The organism is Stygiolobus sp. RP850M, from assembly GCF_037389295.1.
GTDB lineage: Archaea > Thermoproteota > Thermoprotei_A > Sulfolobales > Sulfolobaceae > Stygiolobus.
Genome location: NZ_JBBHKU010000074.1, coordinates 1 through 15,538, shown reverse-complemented (window position 1 = coordinate 15,538; position 15,538 = coordinate 1). Strand labels below are relative to the sequence as shown.

At 38.2% G+C, this 15,538-nt stretch carries 18 protein-coding genes and 2 tRNA genes; 9 read left to right on the top strand and 11 right to left on the bottom strand.

The features are described from left to right. Positions 1-74 precede the first annotated feature (74 nt). Positions 75-177: transfer RNA gene (locus WIW52_RS11085), tRNA-Leu, on the top strand. 78 nt (positions 178-255) lie between these two features. On the opposite strand, the gene fen is transcribed toward WIW52_RS11085, so the two are convergent. From fen to WIW52_RS11060, 5 genes are all read right to left on the bottom strand, one after another. After that, the gene (fen, locus tag WIW52_RS11080; RefSeq protein ID WP_337710504.1) at positions 256-1,317 is read right to left on the bottom strand and encodes a flap endonuclease-1; all 1,062 of its coding nucleotides are present in this window, start codon (positions 1,315-1,317) and stop codon (positions 256-258) included. Continuing rightward, positions 1,314-1,544: a hypothetical protein gene (locus WIW52_RS11075; protein ID WP_337710481.1), complete on the bottom strand. Its 231-nt coding sequence runs from the start codon at positions 1,542-1,544 to the stop codon at positions 1,314-1,316. Before WIW52_RS11075 ends, fen begins: the two co-directional genes overlap by 4 nt. Positions 1,545-1,549: 5 nt before the next feature. Further along, entirely contained in the window at positions 1,550-3,853 is a 2,304-nt protein-coding gene (locus tag WIW52_RS11070; protein ID WP_443295732.1) for a CDC48 family AAA ATPase, read from the bottom strand. Between the two features lie 83 nt (positions 3,854-3,936). Beyond that, on the bottom strand, positions 3,937-4,212 hold the full coding sequence (locus tag WIW52_RS11065; RefSeq protein ID WP_337710480.1) for an elongation factor 1-beta: 276 nt from the start codon (positions 4,210-4,212) through the stop codon (positions 3,937-3,939). A gap of 12 nt (positions 4,213-4,224) precedes the next feature. Next, entirely contained in the window at positions 4,225-4,422 is a 198-nt protein-coding gene (locus WIW52_RS11060) for a zinc finger domain-containing protein (RefSeq protein WP_156007908.1), read from the bottom strand. Between the two features lie 51 nt (positions 4,423-4,473). Here WIW52_RS11060 and pth2 point away from each other — a divergent pair, with 51 nt between their 5' ends. After that, positions 4,474-4,839 carry a peptidyl-tRNA hydrolase Pth2 gene (pth2, locus tag WIW52_RS11055; RefSeq protein WP_337710479.1) on the top strand — a complete coding sequence of 122 codons (366 nt, stop codon included), beginning with the start codon at positions 4,474-4,476 and terminating at the stop codon, positions 4,837-4,839. 8 nt (positions 4,840-4,847) lie between these two features. Beyond that, the gene (gene truD / locus WIW52_RS11050; RefSeq protein ID WP_337710478.1) at positions 4,848-5,969 is read left to right on the top strand and encodes a tRNA pseudouridine(13) synthase TruD; all 1,122 of its coding nucleotides are present in this window, start codon (positions 4,848-4,850) and stop codon (positions 5,967-5,969) included. Here the strand turns inward: truD and aspS are convergent. Beyond that, a complete protein-coding gene (gene aspS, locus WIW52_RS11045; protein WP_337699662.1) occupies positions 5,966-7,255 on the bottom strand; it encodes an aspartate--tRNA(Asn) ligase in 1,290 nt (429 codons plus the stop codon). The genes truD and aspS overlap by 4 nt on opposite strands. Positions 7,256-7,258: 3 nt before the next feature. Further along, complete coding sequence (locus tag WIW52_RS11040; RefSeq protein ID WP_337710477.1) at positions 7,259-7,765, bottom strand: transcription elongation factor NusA; 507 nt, start codon at positions 7,763-7,765, stop codon at positions 7,259-7,261. 68 nt (positions 7,766-7,833) lie between these two features. On the opposite strand from WIW52_RS11040, the gene WIW52_RS11035 reads away from it, so the two are divergent. Beyond that, complete coding sequence (locus tag WIW52_RS11035; RefSeq protein WP_156004993.1) at positions 7,834-8,004, top strand: 50S ribosomal protein L40e; 171 nt, start codon at positions 7,834-7,836, stop codon at positions 8,002-8,004. Here WIW52_RS11035 and WIW52_RS11030 read toward each other — a convergent pair. Then, complete coding sequence (locus WIW52_RS11030; protein ID WP_337710476.1) at positions 8,001-8,561, bottom strand: nucleotidyltransferase; 561 nt, start codon at positions 8,559-8,561, stop codon at positions 8,001-8,003. The genes WIW52_RS11035 and WIW52_RS11030 overlap by 4 nt on opposite strands. A gap of 65 nt (positions 8,562-8,626) precedes the next feature. Between WIW52_RS11030 and WIW52_RS11025 the strand changes: the two genes are divergently transcribed. The 3 genes from WIW52_RS11025 to WIW52_RS11015 all read left to right on the top strand — a co-directional run bounded on the left by WIW52_RS11025 (position 8,627) and on the right by WIW52_RS11015 (position 10,806). Then, a tRNA-Cys gene (locus tag WIW52_RS11025) sits at positions 8,627-8,716 on the top strand. A 37-nt stretch (positions 8,717-8,753) separates the two neighbouring features. Further along, positions 8,754-10,376: a thiamine pyrophosphate-binding protein gene (locus WIW52_RS11020; RefSeq protein ID WP_337699665.1), complete on the top strand. Its 1,623-nt coding sequence runs from the start codon at positions 8,754-8,756 to the stop codon at positions 10,374-10,376. A 76-nt stretch (positions 10,377-10,452) separates the two neighbouring features. Then, positions 10,453-10,806: a NifB/NifX family molybdenum-iron cluster-binding protein gene (locus tag WIW52_RS11015; RefSeq protein WP_337710475.1), complete on the top strand. Its 354-nt coding sequence runs from the start codon at positions 10,453-10,455 to the stop codon at positions 10,804-10,806. A gap of 1 nt (position 10,807) precedes the next feature. Here the strand turns inward: WIW52_RS11015 and WIW52_RS11010 are convergent, their stop codons facing one another. The 3 genes from WIW52_RS11010 to WIW52_RS11000 form a co-directional block, all read right to left on the bottom strand. Next, a complete protein-coding gene (locus WIW52_RS11010) occupies positions 10,808-11,860 on the bottom strand; it encodes a TIGR04053 family radical SAM/SPASM domain-containing protein (RefSeq protein WP_337710473.1) in 1,053 nt (350 codons plus the stop codon). Continuing rightward, positions 11,833-12,969, bottom strand: a complete 1,137-nt coding sequence (locus tag WIW52_RS11005; protein WP_337710472.1) for a radical SAM/SPASM domain-containing protein — start codon at positions 12,967-12,969, stop codon at positions 11,833-11,835. The genes WIW52_RS11010 and WIW52_RS11005 overlap by 28 nt, the downstream gene beginning before the upstream one ends. Positions 12,970-13,068: 99 nt before the next feature. Continuing rightward, the gene (locus tag WIW52_RS11000; RefSeq protein ID WP_337710471.1) at positions 13,069-14,073 is read right to left on the bottom strand and encodes an AIR synthase family protein; all 1,005 of its coding nucleotides are present in this window, start codon (positions 14,071-14,073) and stop codon (positions 13,069-13,071) included. Positions 14,074-14,331: 258 nt separating this feature from the next. Here WIW52_RS11000 and WIW52_RS10995 point away from each other — a divergent pair, with 258 nt between their 5' ends. Together WIW52_RS10995 and WIW52_RS10990 are read left to right on the top strand one after the other, a co-directional pair. Further along, on the top strand, positions 14,332-15,015 hold the full coding sequence (locus tag WIW52_RS10995) for a CRISPR-associated protein Cas4 (protein WP_337710470.1): 684 nt from the start codon (positions 14,332-14,334) through the stop codon (positions 15,013-15,015). 146 nt (positions 15,016-15,161) lie between these two features. Continuing rightward, complete coding sequence (locus tag WIW52_RS10990) at positions 15,162-15,464, top strand: DUF929 family protein (protein ID WP_337710469.1); 303 nt, start codon at positions 15,162-15,164, stop codon at positions 15,462-15,464. Positions 15,465-15,538 lie beyond the last annotated feature (74 nt).

The following is a 15,538-nucleotide window of genomic DNA, read 5'->3' as shown; positions in this document are numbered from 1 at the left end:
AATCAAAGATCTGAGATACATAAAAATACCTATTATCGTAAACTTTTAATTGTATATCAGTTAATAATGTAAGTGCGGGGGTGCCCGAGCAAGGTCAAAGGGGGCGGACTGAGACTCATTCAGAGCAGTATGCTCCGCTGGCGTAGGCCTGCGTGGGTTCAAGTCCCACCCCCCGCATAACCTTCAATAAAAAGAGAACATGAAGATAAAGCGTGCTTAGAGAGTGAAAATAATGCGTTAAATCAAGGTCCTTACTCAAAACCATTGATCGAGTCCTTTTTGCCTCTCAGCACCTTTAGCCTCTCTTTTTGCCTTCTTCAATCTTTCTATAGCGTTCTTTACTCTTTCTTCACTGAAGTCGTGCTGCTTAATAAGAAGTTCCTCGATCCCTTTCTCGTCACAATCTTTCAATTCCAGGTCTGTATTCGGCTTTTCTATTTTTGGATTTAAAAATAGAGATCTAATTTCCTCAACATTAAATGTGATTTTTTGCTTAGGTATTTCACCTTTTTCTATAGCATTTTCTATCTTACCATACTTTTTAATTATTCTATATGCTGTCTTTATACCTATGCCCTTAACTCCATCAGGATCGTAATCTGTACCTATCAGTATGGCAACGTCAATTAACTGCTCTCTGGTTATTCCTAACTTCTTAAGTAGATCTGAAAGCTCAATGAGTTCTGGCCTAATTTCTACGTACACGTCTTTTTTAGGTAATTTTCTTTTCCCGGTTATAGTTAGGTTTCTAACCAAACGTGTAGCTCCGAAAAGCAGAGAATCATAATCTTGGCTCCCAGTCGCCCATGTGAGACCCAAAGAATTAACATAAGCAGCTTCAGCCTCGCCTTCACTCGGAGCTTGTATTGTCGGAATACCCATCAGTTCTAAGAGTTTCTTACTCTCTCCGGCCATTTCGTTAGTCAACCTTATAGACATCTGAGAATACTTCTTTAACTCTTTTGCTTCACTGCTTCCTTCTTTCTTTAACTGGTCTAGTTTCTTCTCAGCCTCTTCTTTTATTTTTCTCCTCCTCTCCAGTTCTTCGCTTTTTTGCTCAGGAGGCTTTCCATCAAAGACGTAAACTGGAATGACTCCCTCTTCTAAGATACTTATAGTTCTATAAAAAATTCCATTTAAGTGACTTGTGACTCTACCTTGTGAGTCCATTAAAGGTGTTCCATCTGGTTGTCTAATAGCTGCGAGGAATTGGTAAAGAGCATTATACGCGTCAATACTTATTTTTTTCCCCTTCAACTCTCCAAAACTGAGCTCTCTCTTTATATCCTCTACTAACTCGGATAAGTCTACACCTATTCTTTATCACCTATATAAGTGATCATTCTGACATTCTCTTTTATTAGTGTTACCGTAATATATCCTCTCATCTCAAGCTTCATGAGGGCTTTAAGAAAATCAGAAAAAGGTACTTCATAGTTTGTTGCCTTTTTTACTTCTTCGTATAAGTCTTCATCTGTAACTGGTCCATTATGTTTTCTTAATCTTTCAAGAACTACATAATGTAAAGGAATTTCTCTCCACATATATTTCACGTGAAAGTACTTGGCTTTACATTAGCTCTGGGTAATTGCTGTCTGGCTTTATCTACCCAGTTCTGATAGAATTGCACCATATCTTGTGTCACTGATGGTCTCACTTTTCTGAGTGCAAAGTCGAAATGCTTCCTTTCTACTAAAGCTCCTTTTCCACTCATACATTCTTTTATAATCTTTTCTCTGCACTCACTATCTCCTCTCTTACAGTTATCATCAGCTTTTTTCATACAATCAGACATTTGTTCCCTGATAGCTCTTAAAGTAGCTTCTCTCACTAATGCTGATAAGTCTGCTCCAGTATATCCTTCCGTTTTTTCGGCTATCTCCTCTAATGTTACGTCTTCGGCTAGTGGGACGTTCTTTGTGTGTACTTTTAGTATTTCTAGTCTTGCTTTTTTGTCCGGTGGTGGTACGTAGATTAGTCTGTCGAATCTACCTGGTCTGAGTAATGCAGGGTCTAAGATATCAGGCCTATTAGTAGCAGCAATAACAACAACATTCTCAAGTTTCTCTATCCCGTCCATTTCAGCTAATAGCTGGTTGACTATTCTTTCAGTAACACCACTATCTACTGAGAGTCCTCTCATTGGTGCTATTGCGTCTATTTCGTCGAAGAATATTACTGTTGGTGCTGCTTGTCTTGCTTTTCTGAATATTTCTCTTATTGCTTTTTCGCTTTCTCCTACCCATTTTGATAGTACTTCTGGTCCTCTTACTGCTATGAAGTTTGCTCCGCTTTCTGTTGCTACTGCTTTTGCCAGCATTGTTTTACCAGTCCCAGGTGGGCCGAATAAAAGAATACCCTTAGGTGGTTCAATACCTACATTCTCGTATGCCTCTCTATATTTTAATGGGTATTCTACTACCTCTCTCAACTCCTCTTTTACATCATCTAACCCTCCTATATCGTCCCAGTGAACCTCTGGTACTTCAACATATATCTCTCTCAGACCGCTAGGCACTATATCCTTGAATGCCTTAAGGAAATCGTCCATATTAACTTCCATTTTTTCTAAGATTTCAGGTGGGATTTTATCTTGGCTTAAATCTATCATTTGCAAATATCTTCTTAGGGCGTTCATAGCAGCTTCTCTCACTAATGCTGATAAGTCTGCTCCAGTATATCCGTGGGTCATATCGGCTAATTTCTGTAGATCGACATCTTTAGATAACGGCATACTCCTCGTATGTATTTGTAATATTTCTAGTCTACCTTGCTTATCTGGTAAGGGGATCTCTAATTCTCTATCAAACCTACCGGGTCTCCTTAGAGCAGGGTCTATCGCATTAGGTCTGTTAGTAGCAGCTATAACTATAACATTACCCCTATTTTCAAGACCATCCATCAGCGTGAGTAATTGTGCCACTACCCTTCTTTCCACTTCTCCTATTACTTCATCTCTCTTCGGCGCGATCGCGTCAATCTCGTCTATGAATATTATTGCTGGAGCGTGTTTCTTTGCATCTTCAAATATTTCCCTAAGTCTTTGCTCGCTTTCACCGTAGAACTTGCTCATTATTTCAGGTCCATTTATTGATGTGAAGTAGGCTTCAGTTTCATTAGCTACTGCTTTCGCTAAAAGTGTTTTACCTACTCCAGGTGGGCCGTACAGCAAAATACCCTTAGGTGGTTCAATACCTAGTCTCTTAAATAGTTCCGGATGCCTTAACGGTAACTCAACAAGCTCCCTTATTTTCTGAATTATATGTTTCATCCCTCCTATATCTTCATAAGTAACTCTCGGATACTTCGCTTGTTCGAACGGTTTCTCTGATATCGTTATACTGGTTTCGTCGGATACTATTGCTACACCTTGTGGCCTCACTTGGATAACACTAAATGGAATAGCTTGCCCTAATACTGGAATTAAAACTGTATCGCCTTCAACTAGGGGGGTGTCCTTAAGTTTTTTCTTGACATAAGAAATGAAACCTGGATCAACCGTAATAGAAAAATTTGAAGGAGCTAGCCTGACACTTGTTGCAACCTTCGGATTAGCCTTTCTTACTATTACTTTGTCACCTATTGCGACTCCTGCGTTCTTTCTCGTTATACCATCCATTCTTATGATGTATTTGTCTTCTTCATTCAATGTATCCTCTGGGGCCAAAGGCCATGCTATTGCGGCAGTCTTTCTCTGTCCTTCGATCTCGACTACTTCTCCGGGGCTAACGCCTATTTGTGATAATAGATCAATGTCTATCCTTACTTTTCCCCTTCCAACGTCTTTTTGCTTAGCTTCAACAACTCTCAAGATAAGCTCCTTCTTCGAAGGAGTAAATTCAGCACTACTCAACGCAATCCCATTAAGTAATATAAAAAATGAGGTATAAGAGCTTAAGCATCAACTATTATTTAGTTAATTAAAAAGGGAAATACTTAAAAACCTAGACGCGTTACTTGCAGTACTTCGGCATGACTTACTCCTTCTATTCCGTTAACTATTTCCTCTAAGGATTCCGTACCTCCTTCCGTATTTTCTGGCATTTGTATATATACTACTAATGCCTTTAGGCCGTATGCTATTGGCTCCGTGTCTTTTCTAACTAGTTTATATCCTTGTGGTAATCTACTGTTTATCTGTTGTGTTAAATTGTCAAGGTTTACTTCGTCACTATCTGGATATACCTTCAAAACAACTAACACATCTGTCATTCCTCTTACACCTCAAGGACCTTCAAATCCACACTTTGGGCAAACGTAAGTGACGCCTTGCTTTCTGCATTCATAGCACCTTCTTATAATTACTTCTCCGCAGTTAGGGCACAGAAATTCTACGCCTTTCTCTCTGGGATGTATTATCTTTCCGCAACTTGAGCATACTGGTGGTTCTATTTCCTCTTTTAAGCTTAACCTAAATGAAATACTCATTGCTTACAATACTTTTTAATAACCTTATAAATTCTCTCTTTGCTTATGCCTATTAAAATGGTTATAATAGTGAGGACAGATATTGAAATGGGAAAAGGAAAAACTGCCGCACAAGTAGCTCACGCTGCGGTTTCTTTAGTTGTGGATATATTAAAAAAAGGAAAAGAAAATTGGAGGGAATGGCTCGAAGAATGGCTATCTGAAGGACAACCCAAGATTGTGGTTAAGGTTAACAGTCTTGAAGAATTACTAAAAAGGTCCAAGCTAGCACAAGATTACAATTTGCCTACAGTTGTAATTCAGGATGCAGGCAAGACTCAATTAGAGCCTGGCACTATTACATGCGTAGGTATAGGGCCTGCTCCTTCAGAGATTATAGATAAAATAACGGGTGACCTAAAATTACTGTAACACCTCCTTTGATAGATCTCTCTTTAGGACTCGAGAAATATTATATAAACGAAGAATGGGCTCCGTTAAACGTTAAAATACCCAGACCGGATGGATTTATTGTAGTCGAAGAGATTTCGTATAAACCCGTAACTGAGTGGAGAGGAAAGGACAAGGGTAAATATGCTGTATATCTATTAAAGAAGATCGGAATAGATCATTTCACTGTTATCGATAAAATAACTAGACTAACCGGTAGAAAACCTATTTATATTGGAATAAAGGATACTAACGCAATAACGCAACAGATAATCTACTTTTCAGGTAAACCAGAAATAGACAATTACAAGGAGGAAAAGTTCGAGGTAAATTTTCTTGGTTTTTCAGACGAAAAATTTAACCACACGGGTAATATTTTTGAGTTAGAATTAGTTAGTGATGACGAAAATGAACTCGCCAAGAGATTGTCAACTGTGAGCAATGTGAAATATCTATTTGCTTATATAGGTTATCAAAGGTTCGGCACAAGGAGACCTAATACGCACTTGGTCGGGAAATACTTATTTCTAAGGCAATGGTGTGAAGCAATTAATTGGTTGATCGGTCATCCTTTTGAATTGGAGCATGAGATAATAAAGGAGGCAAGATTAGCATATGAAAAAGGAGACTATGAAAAGGCGCTCCAACTTTTCCCTAAAAAGTTCAGGGATGAAAGGGAAGTACTGAAAGCTCTAATTAGAGGGGAAGACTGTTTGTCTGCAATTAAAAGGGTTAAGACCCCTCTAGGATTTTTCGTTGAAGCTTACCAATCTTATCTATTTAACAAGTATCTTTCTCTAATGGCGGATAAATTGAGAGGGAGAGAAGCTGATAACGTGATTCTTACTGTTCCGAAGAAGTTTGTTGAGCCCATGGATCCCTTAATTAGGCAAATAGCTATTGAAGAAGGTATAGTAGGTTATTCTTTTTATATTCCAGAAATTAAAGTTAACTTGAGAGATTTAAAAAGACAAGCTTTTATGAGGCTCAGAAACGTTAAGGTTGAACTTAAGAACAAAAGCAAAAAAATCTCGTTTTCCTTGGATCGGGGTATGTATGCTACGTTAGTAATTAGAGAAATAAGCAGAGGTGATCCTAGGAACTTTACCTAAGGCGTTAGGCGTTTTTTGTCTCTCGGAAATAGTACTATCTCCTTAACATTTTGTATTCCAGTTAGCATAACCATAAGCCTGGCAAATCCCATTCCAAATCCAGCGTGAGGTGGCATTCCGTAGTCGAACCATCTAAGGAAGAACTCAAAACTCTCTGGTCTTAATCCTCTCTTTTTGAGAGCTTCCTCTAGTATCTCTCTCCTATGATTCCTAGTACTGCCTGAAGCTATTTCTAACCATTTATATATAAGATCGAAACTTTCGCTTACCTCAGGTTCATTATCCTTAACCTTAGTATAGAAGGGTCTAGCCATAGTGGGCCAATCGGTTATGAAGTATAACTCTTCCTTAATTACTTCATTCAATATTCTTAATTCGGGGGTTCCTATATCATCCCCAAACTTAATGTTTAATCCTTTACTTTGAAGTATCTCTATAGCCTCTTTATATGGAATTCTTTTTATAGGAAGTTTTACGGTAGGCGGAGTGTAATTTAGTAGTTTTAATTCCTCCTTACAGCCTTCACTTACTCTTTGGGTTATATTATAGATCAATTTTTCGATTAAATTCATAACGTCATTGTAATCAGCAAACGCCATCTCAACGTCCATACTTATAAATTCGGCTAAATGATATGGAGTGTCCGACTCTTCAGCTCTCCATGCTGGTCCGATTTCAAAAACTTTCTCCACTACTCCCGCCATAAGTTCCTTATATAACTGGGGGCTTTGAGCCAAGAAAGCTTCCTTGCCAAAATATATCACTGGAAAAAGCTGGGCTCCTCCTTCTGTAGCTGCAGCTATAATCTTTGGAGTAAAGATCTCAACAAAACCCTCATTGTATAAAGTTTCTCTAAAGGTCCTTAACACCACTGACTGAATTTTTACTACAGCAGTCATTTCAGGTCTTCTAAGGTCTAATACTCTTTCTCTAAGTCTCGTGTCAATATCAGCCTTTACCTTTCCGCTTACGTCAAGAGGCAGGGGCACTTTTGCTAAACTTAAAATCTCTATATCTTCAGCGTGAATTTCAGCACCTCTAGGTGCTCTCTTGTCGGCTTTCACTTTTCCCTTAATCCTCACTACGCTTTCCTGAGTTAATTCATTAGCTACTTTAAACGCCGGACTGTCCTTATCAACTACGACTTGCCCTATTCCGCTAGCATCTCTAAGTATTATGAACTTTTTACCACCTAAGTCTCTTATGTTATGAACCCAGCCGGCAACTACAACTTCCTTACCCTCTAACTCGGGTAATATTTGGTTATTATAATAGTTCTTAAGCAATTTTTACTCCACCCTTATTCTAACTGGTATTGAATGAATCTTTGATAGTGCAGCTTCTAGGGAAGTTTCGTCAGCCGGTAAAAACTTCTTCTCATATTTTGAGACTCTCACAACGTACTGTACGGTTCCGTCTGGTAACCATACAGTGTTAACTCCTAGAACTCTCGCAGGTGTTAAAAGTTGGCTTGCAGTAGACTTTATATTGTTACTCTTCTCTAAAATTCTCACTTTTACGCCAAGTTTATCCTGAAGAATCTTAGCAACTTTTATCCACTTTTGGTAAGTTATAGACGGTCCGCTAGTTACTATCAGAATAAGTAGGTTGTTCAATTTAAACGCCTTATGGTAGGTAGTATCTTTTAGCTCTTTGAATTGTGTCTCTTCTAAATCTAACAAAATTTTCATTACTTCTACTTCAAAACTTTCTACCTCTCCACGATCAATCATAGATTGGCAACGGTTACACAAAAGACCGCTTTTAACACAAATATAGTCTAACGGTATCTTCATCTTAATTCAACTCCGCCTCTAACACAAAGTTTTTTGAACCGTTTGATATATGTGAATTGGGGTTAAAAATGCCACTCACCGATCCCGTGAAGCTACAAATAGTACAACAAAGAGTATTTTTAAAGAAAGTGTGTAGAGAATGTGGAGCTCTAAACTCAATTAGGGCAACAAAATGCAGGAGATGTCATAGTAAAAATCTAAGGCCGAAGAAGAAAGAGTTACCAGCCAAGAAAGGTTAGACCTTAATACCGATACTTTTAAGTCTATCCTCGATACTTTTTGCATTTTCTTGAAAAGACTGAATGTGTGATTTTAAGTAATTTTTATCTATTTTTATTTTTCCACTTCCTATTAAGTACACTAAAGTCTTCAGTTCATCCTCGTCTTCTTCTCTAAAGGCATTTGCCTTAAGTAAAATATAGTCTTCTATCCTGATCACTTTGAAATACTCGTTACCAATTTTTCTTTCTTGTGCATTTTCTATAATGTCTTGTGGTACAAAGAAGTCTTGAATATTTTCATACATATCTACCTGAAGTTGCTCGTCATCAACACCTACTATTAGTCTGGGAGTATCAAGAGGTGTTTTTCCAAAGTCCCAACCACGATCAAATGCGAATTCCCTTATTTTATCCTCGTCTATAAAAACACTAACTGAAAGAATAAATAAGTCTACATCGCTTTCAGTACCTTTTCTACCTAATTCTAAATCAACTACAGTATCCCCGATTATTACGAAGTCAGTAAGTTCCTTGATTTCTTTAAGAACTTCTCCGACTTTCGAAAACGCTATCAAAATCTCACGTTAATCTATCATCACAATAACCTTAAAATACTTTTATGACATATCCTAATTTGAATGCCGGGGTGGCCGAGCGGTTAAGGCGGCGGGCCGCAGAGATTTAAAGCCGTCACCCGCTATTTTCGCGGGTTCGAGTCCCGCCCCCGGCTTTTAAAAAATTTATACTTTTGTAAGCCGTAGTATATTGTGAGCCAACCAAAAAGGAAAGAGGAGACCGTAGGAAAGGAAATGAAAGGAGACGAAGCATTGGCTTACGTTATAAAGGAACTCGGCATTAAGGATGTTTTTGTTCCTTATAGCGTTCCAGACTTTATATTAGAAAGATTAAAGCAGTATGAAATTAATGCTAATATAACTTCTTCAGCTAGGGAAGCAATTTTAATGGCTGATTCATATTCTAGAGAGTTTAACACAGTAGGGACAGCCCTTGTTGCTCCAGGGAATAGAGTGCTAGAGGCTACTGATATAATAGCTCAAGCTTTCGTGGACTCTCAGCCCCTACTTATAATATCTACCGTAAGGTCTTACAGAGACACGGGTAGGAGTAGGATAGGAGAACTGAGAACACCTGATGACGTATCATCAGCCATAGCACCCATTACTAAGTTACGAGAGAGGGTTATAAGTATTGAAGAAATAACAGTAACTGTAGAAAAGGGGTATAAAGAAGCCCTAAGCAATAGGAATAGGCCAGTATACATAGAAATAGCTGAAGATCTCTTTAGGCTTAAGGCCTATCCATTATCGCCAGCTGAGCAGAAGCCCGAGAAGAGAACTCCGGATAAAAACACAGTAGCCAAGATAAGTGAATTATTAGGAAACTCTAAGACCCCAGTAATTATAGCCGGTTACGGAGTGCTTGCTGCAGGAGCTACAAAAGAACTCCTAGAGTTAGCGGAATTATTAGATATCCCGGTTATCACAACGTTTAGGTCTAAGGGGGCTATTCCGGCTTCTCACCCCTTATATGCAGGGGAAGGATTAGGTCTTTTCGCGACCAGTGAAGGAGCTAAGCTATTAGAGGAGGCAGACGTAATATTAGCACTAGGTACTAGGTTCACACAATTAGCTACAGCAGGCTGGTCTATGAAGGTTAAAGGCTACCTAGTACATAATAATATAGATGGTGAAGATATCGGTAAAGTTTTCATGGCTCATGTTCCTCTTGTCGCAGATACGGGTCTATTCCTTAAGGAACTTCTTACACTAATAAAAGCTAAGGTTAAAGAGGCAGTTAAGAGGGGATCAAGAGAGAAGATTAAGACCTATAGGAAGATTCATATCTTAAACTCTCATGGCGGTTTATGGCCTTATGACGTAGTAAGAGTTGTACAACAATATCAGTTCTCAAAAGTTTTTGTAGACTTATCAGCTCCCACACTAGACTTCGTAAGGTTACCTATAGAGAAACCTTACACATGGATAACGAGCGAGTCACTATTAGAACGTAATATAGCAGTAGGAGGTATAATTCGTTCTAACGATCCTAATACGATTGCCGTGACCGATATTGAAGGTGTAATATCAAATCTAGGTGTATTAAGTTCTAGATTGAATAAGGCAAGAGGAATATTACTAGTTATGAACGACAACGGTTCAACGACTCTCGATGTTACTTCTTCCGACATACCTACAATTTCTAAAACGCCTCGTAATGAAAACTATGACGAGATACTGGAAAGATCGCTTAAGGCGATTACAGTTGTTGGAATTACAGATCTAAAGGACGCAATATTCAACGCTAATCCAAATAAGATAAACGTAATAAATGTTAAAATAGAGCAAGACTATCAATCAGTATTATTCTAAGTTTTTATTTGATTTTCCCTACTAACTTCAATAGTTACTTTTTTAAGTTTTTCTACCAATATCGAAATTGATATTAATGAAAGTAGCAATACCCGTTACAAACGGATTCGTGGATGGGCCCGGTGAAGGATTAGAGGTTATGATCTATCAACTTGAAGGAGGCAAGTTTACGTTAGTTGAAAAGTACGAGAATCCAGCCTTAAGGGCTACAGCAGCTCGCGGATTGCATATGTTAAAATCTGCTTTAGATAAAGGTATCAATGCTGTTGTTGTTGCTGAAATAGGCCCTCCTGGCGTCAGATTGTTAAAAGGAAAGGCAAAAATATATTTAGCTCCAGGTCTTAAGGTCGAGGAAGCACTTGAAAGGCTGCTGAAGGGAGAGTTGCCAGAGACTGATAAGCCTACTCATGACGAGCACCGTCACCATTAGTTTAGTAATAACATGCAGGATCCTCAGCTAATGGGTCTTTATATACTGCATATGCCCTAGCCCTACTACCTCCGCATATCCCATTGTAGTTACAAGTTCCGCATTTTCCCTTAAGTTTTCCTGATTTGACCATATTTAATAGTTCTGATTCTCTGTAAATCTTTACAATATTATCAGTTCTCGCATTACCTAACCTTATCGGTAAAAATCCACTAGGGTATATGTCACCATTATATGCGATAAATAGCACTCCGCTTCCGTCTCTAGTTGGAATCAAACTTTTGTCAACACCTTTCTTAGGTTCACCGAGCGTTTTTCTCAACTTTATTATCAAAGGATTCATAGTTGTAATATCTTCTGAGTATTCTAATTTAGCTCTCCTAAAGAATGGTGCCTCCACTGTCCTTACAACAAGGTCATATCTAGTTACTTCCACAAGGAATTCAATTACTTCTCTATAACGTTCGCGTGGTATATCGAGCTCTGCCGTCCCTCTCCCTACCGGAATAAGAAAGAACACTTCCCACACTTTAACTCCTAAATCTTTTAATAACTTCACGATCTCGGGTAATTCCTCATAATTCCTTTTCCAAACTAACGTATTCACTTGAATATTAATTCCGTATCTCAAGGCTGTCTCAATTCCCTTGATTGCATATTTATAACTCCCTAAACCTCTCAGCCAGTCGTGAGTTTGTGGTTGTGCACCATCAAGGCTTATGGACATGTATGATAGTATACCTCTCAGCTTCTCTATTGTCTCAGAGCTTAAGAGGTTGTAGGGGGCAGGTGCTATTGAGGTAACTAGTCCTAAAGATTTGGCGTAGGTTAGAAGTTCGAATATATCTTTCCGTAATAATGGGTCACCTCCCGTAAATACAATAACTACTTTACCAAACTCAGCAATCTCCTCTAGCAGTTTCTTCCCTTCTTCTGTGCTCAACTCGTCAGGTAAAGGGGAACTAATTGAGTTAGCTCTACAGTGTTTGCATGTTAATGGACAAGCTTTAGTTACTTCCCAGAAAATTAAATGCGGAGACTTTTCAAAGGGCATAATGGGTCACTCCCGAAAATATTTCCATACCAATAATAGGCTCTTGCCCTATCTCCACCTTTACAATATTTCTTAAATTCACACTCAGCGCATTTTCCTTCCTTGAGATATTTTTCGGTATTAATGAACACGTCAGGAATAGAAGCTATTATTTCACTAAGCCTTTGAGTCTTAACGTTTCCTAATTTTAGGAAATCAATAAACTGGCAGGGAAAAACGTCTCCATTTGGATATATTGATATCATCTTTCTACCACACCCACCTGAATTTTCTACGAACTTTAGGTATTGCTGAAACTCCTCTTCATATCTAGCCAACTTCTTTGCGATGAAAATCCCGTCGAAAGGTGCTAATGTAGTCTCTATCTCTATAATGCCTTTAAGCTTGAACGAGTAGTCAATAAGTTTGTTAATGAACTTCTCATATTGTTCTGGTGTATACATTAAATTGTCTAATCCCTTTCCGCGACCGCTTGCTGATAAGTGGTAAAATGTAATTCTCTTTACTCCGAGCTTCAGTGCAAGTTCAATGTAACCATCTAATCTATGTATATTTAACGAGGAAATTGTAAACCTTAAACCTACGTTAAGACCAGCTTCCACAGAGTTTTTAATGCCGTTTATTGTCATGTTAAAGGCTCCTTCAACTCCCCTAAATTTATCATGAAATTCTGCACTATCACTGTCAAGGCTTATTCCTATGTAAGAAAAATTCAGTTCTTTCAACTTTCTGGCAACATCTTTGGTGATTAGCGTACCGTTACTGGAAAGGGCTAACTTCAATCCCTTCGCTCTAGCGTATGAAGCTAGTTTAAAGAAATCCCTCCGCATTAACGGTTCTCCACCGCTCAATATTATCAGAGGGATTTTTAGCTCAGCAAACTGGTCTATCAAATTCAAAGCTTCCTCAGTACTTAAAGCGTCTTGTTTATCATTTGAGGCGTCAATATAGCAATGAATGCATTTTAAGTTGCATTTATACGTCAAGTTCCATGTCACAACAGGTCGCGATACTTCGCTAAATTTACTGAGATTTTCTTTATTATATACCCCTTTAACACTAAAGGAGACAGTGCCTAAACCAGTTGTCATCACGCTAACTGGAATCATAATTATAAATAATCTACAAAACTTAAATCAGGAAGTTATGTAGTCCTTAGGGTGCTATGTATAACACTGTTAAAATAAAAGAGAGTTAGCCCCCTAGTGTTATACTGATTGTTTTTGAAGTCTAAAGAAAGCCTCCCAAAAGGGGTCTTCTGAAGGTTTCTCTATCCTCTTTTGACCTACGTACACCCCTTCACCTTTCTCCACTCTTCCAACTATTTCAGCTTGTATGCCTTCTTTAATTAATGCATCCTTTACTTTCACCTTGTCAGTTATTATTATCATCGTGCCCTCGCTAATTGAGATGAAAGGGTCTATACCCACTAAAGAGGTAACAGCTTTGACAGCACGGTTAATGAACAGTCTATCCTCAAATATTACCAGCTTTTTCCCAGTTACCTCGGAAACTTCAACCAGGGCGTTCCATAGACCTCCTTCTGTCGCGTCGTGCATCAAGTGAATCCCTATTTTACTTGCAATTAGTCCGTCCTTCCAACAAGACATTTGCCAATACATATCTAGGGCTTCTTTAAAGAGCTCCAGAGGTAACCTTTGCCTAAAATACTCTGGGTATAGGTTAGCTAAGAGACCGGTAGCTTCAATGGCGGGACCTTTTGTCACTATAATCAAATCGCCTTCTTTCACTTTTGATGGCATTCCTAGCTTCTCTTTGTCTCCAATCCCTATCATAGTGAAACCGCCTAGCATAGGGTAGGACACTCCTTCGTATCTTCCCGTATGTCCCGCTACAACCATCACACCTATCTCTTTTAACGCCTCATGAATTCCGATCCACATATCCTTCAGTTCGTCATCTGTCATAGAAGGAGGTAAGTTAAGGTCAATCATAGCATATTTAGGAGGAATACCCGAAGTCATAACATCACTCGCTAGAACGTGAACGGCAAACCATGCAGCCTTTCTGAAACCAAATTGTGGTACGATAAAAACTGGATCAGTCTTTACCACCATAATCTTATTACCTTCAAGTTCAATTGCTCCGGTATCGACACCATTCATAGGCGGTATTATTACTTCTTTGTGTCTTTCACCAAGATGCGGATAAATTACCTCGTCAAAAATTTTCTTTCCGATTTTACCGAGCATTGTTTCATGTAGTGATGGTGTAAATAAAAGGTTTTAAGTCGATATGAAAACTGAAAAAGATAGAAAGATAGTTTCTAGTTGTATTATATTACTCAAGAAACACGCTAATTCAAACCGATCTAGTCGTTAGGTCAACTAATTAAGTTTGCTTTAAATAATTTATTTTCTACATCTAACTTTTTAGAATAAAAATTAATAACTTGAATTATTGTAACGAGTCGAAAAAGAAATAAATGTAGTATATCCTTCATCTATTTAATGGTAGTGAAAGAGATAATTGGTAAACATTTAGCGAGGTATGAGTTACCAGATTATTATGACGGCGAGTATTGGCCTTCCCAGATTTGGCAGTGCTTAAGGAAACAGTATCTAATGAGGGTTTCTCCGATTCCCATGCCACTTGAGAGTTTAAGAACTGTAACCCTAGGTACGATAATTCATGAGTTCATAGCAGACATTTTGAAGAAGGAAGAATCTATAAGGGTCATGTCAGAGGTTCCTATAAGGATCCCTCATCCGGCTAGGCACGATATAGTTATCTCGGGCCGCGCTGACGATATAATTATTATCACAGTAGGAAAGACGCGTTATATCGTCGAGATAAAGACCATCGACGACCTGGAGACTAAGAGACAAAGGAATTTTATTCCAAAAATAGAACATACAGCTCAACTAAACTTATATTTGAAGGCGTACCCTGGAGCCAAAGGTATCCTTCTCTATGTAGATAGAAGCAATTTTGAAATGGAGGAATTTGAAGTTAACTTTGATCCCGAGTTATTTAATGATTCTATAAGGAGAGTAGAACTCCTTCATGAGTATTTGACAAAGAGAGAACTCCCACCTCCTGAGGCTAAGAATAACCCAGAGATGCAATGGCAATGTTCGTATTGCGAGTATAGAAATAAATGTGAAAGATTGAGCAAGATTGAGCAGAAATAAGGAGCCAGCAAGCATTTTTTGTTGAAATTAATCGTTTGCAAAGTTCCTCAGACATGTATTATTCATGATATTTGAGAGGCTGAGTAAAAGGTTTAACGTAAAAAGAAGTAAAATTTATTATAAAAAAGGTATTAGATTTGGTGAAAGTGAATAGAAGGATAATTGTTCTTTCAATAGTTTTAATTTTTGTAATATTTTTATTGCTTCCCTACTTACTTTACCCATTTGAAATACCTTTAGACACATTTATCAAAGTTAGTGATGTAGATTTAGCTAACCAAGCCTTAGTATGTATTGTCTTTATTTCGTGGTACGGCTGTCCCTATGGGGCGGCAGATAGTTGGGTATTGTATGCATTTATTTCCCATTACGGTAAAGTCTTATACAACTTCTCTTATTCAGTGCTTTGTGGGCTACTTCAGAATTATACAAAAATTTATAAAAAATAATAACGAGTATTACTCATGGGAAAGAGTAAGTACAAGAGGGATTGGCACAAGTACGACGAGAACGTCATAACGAG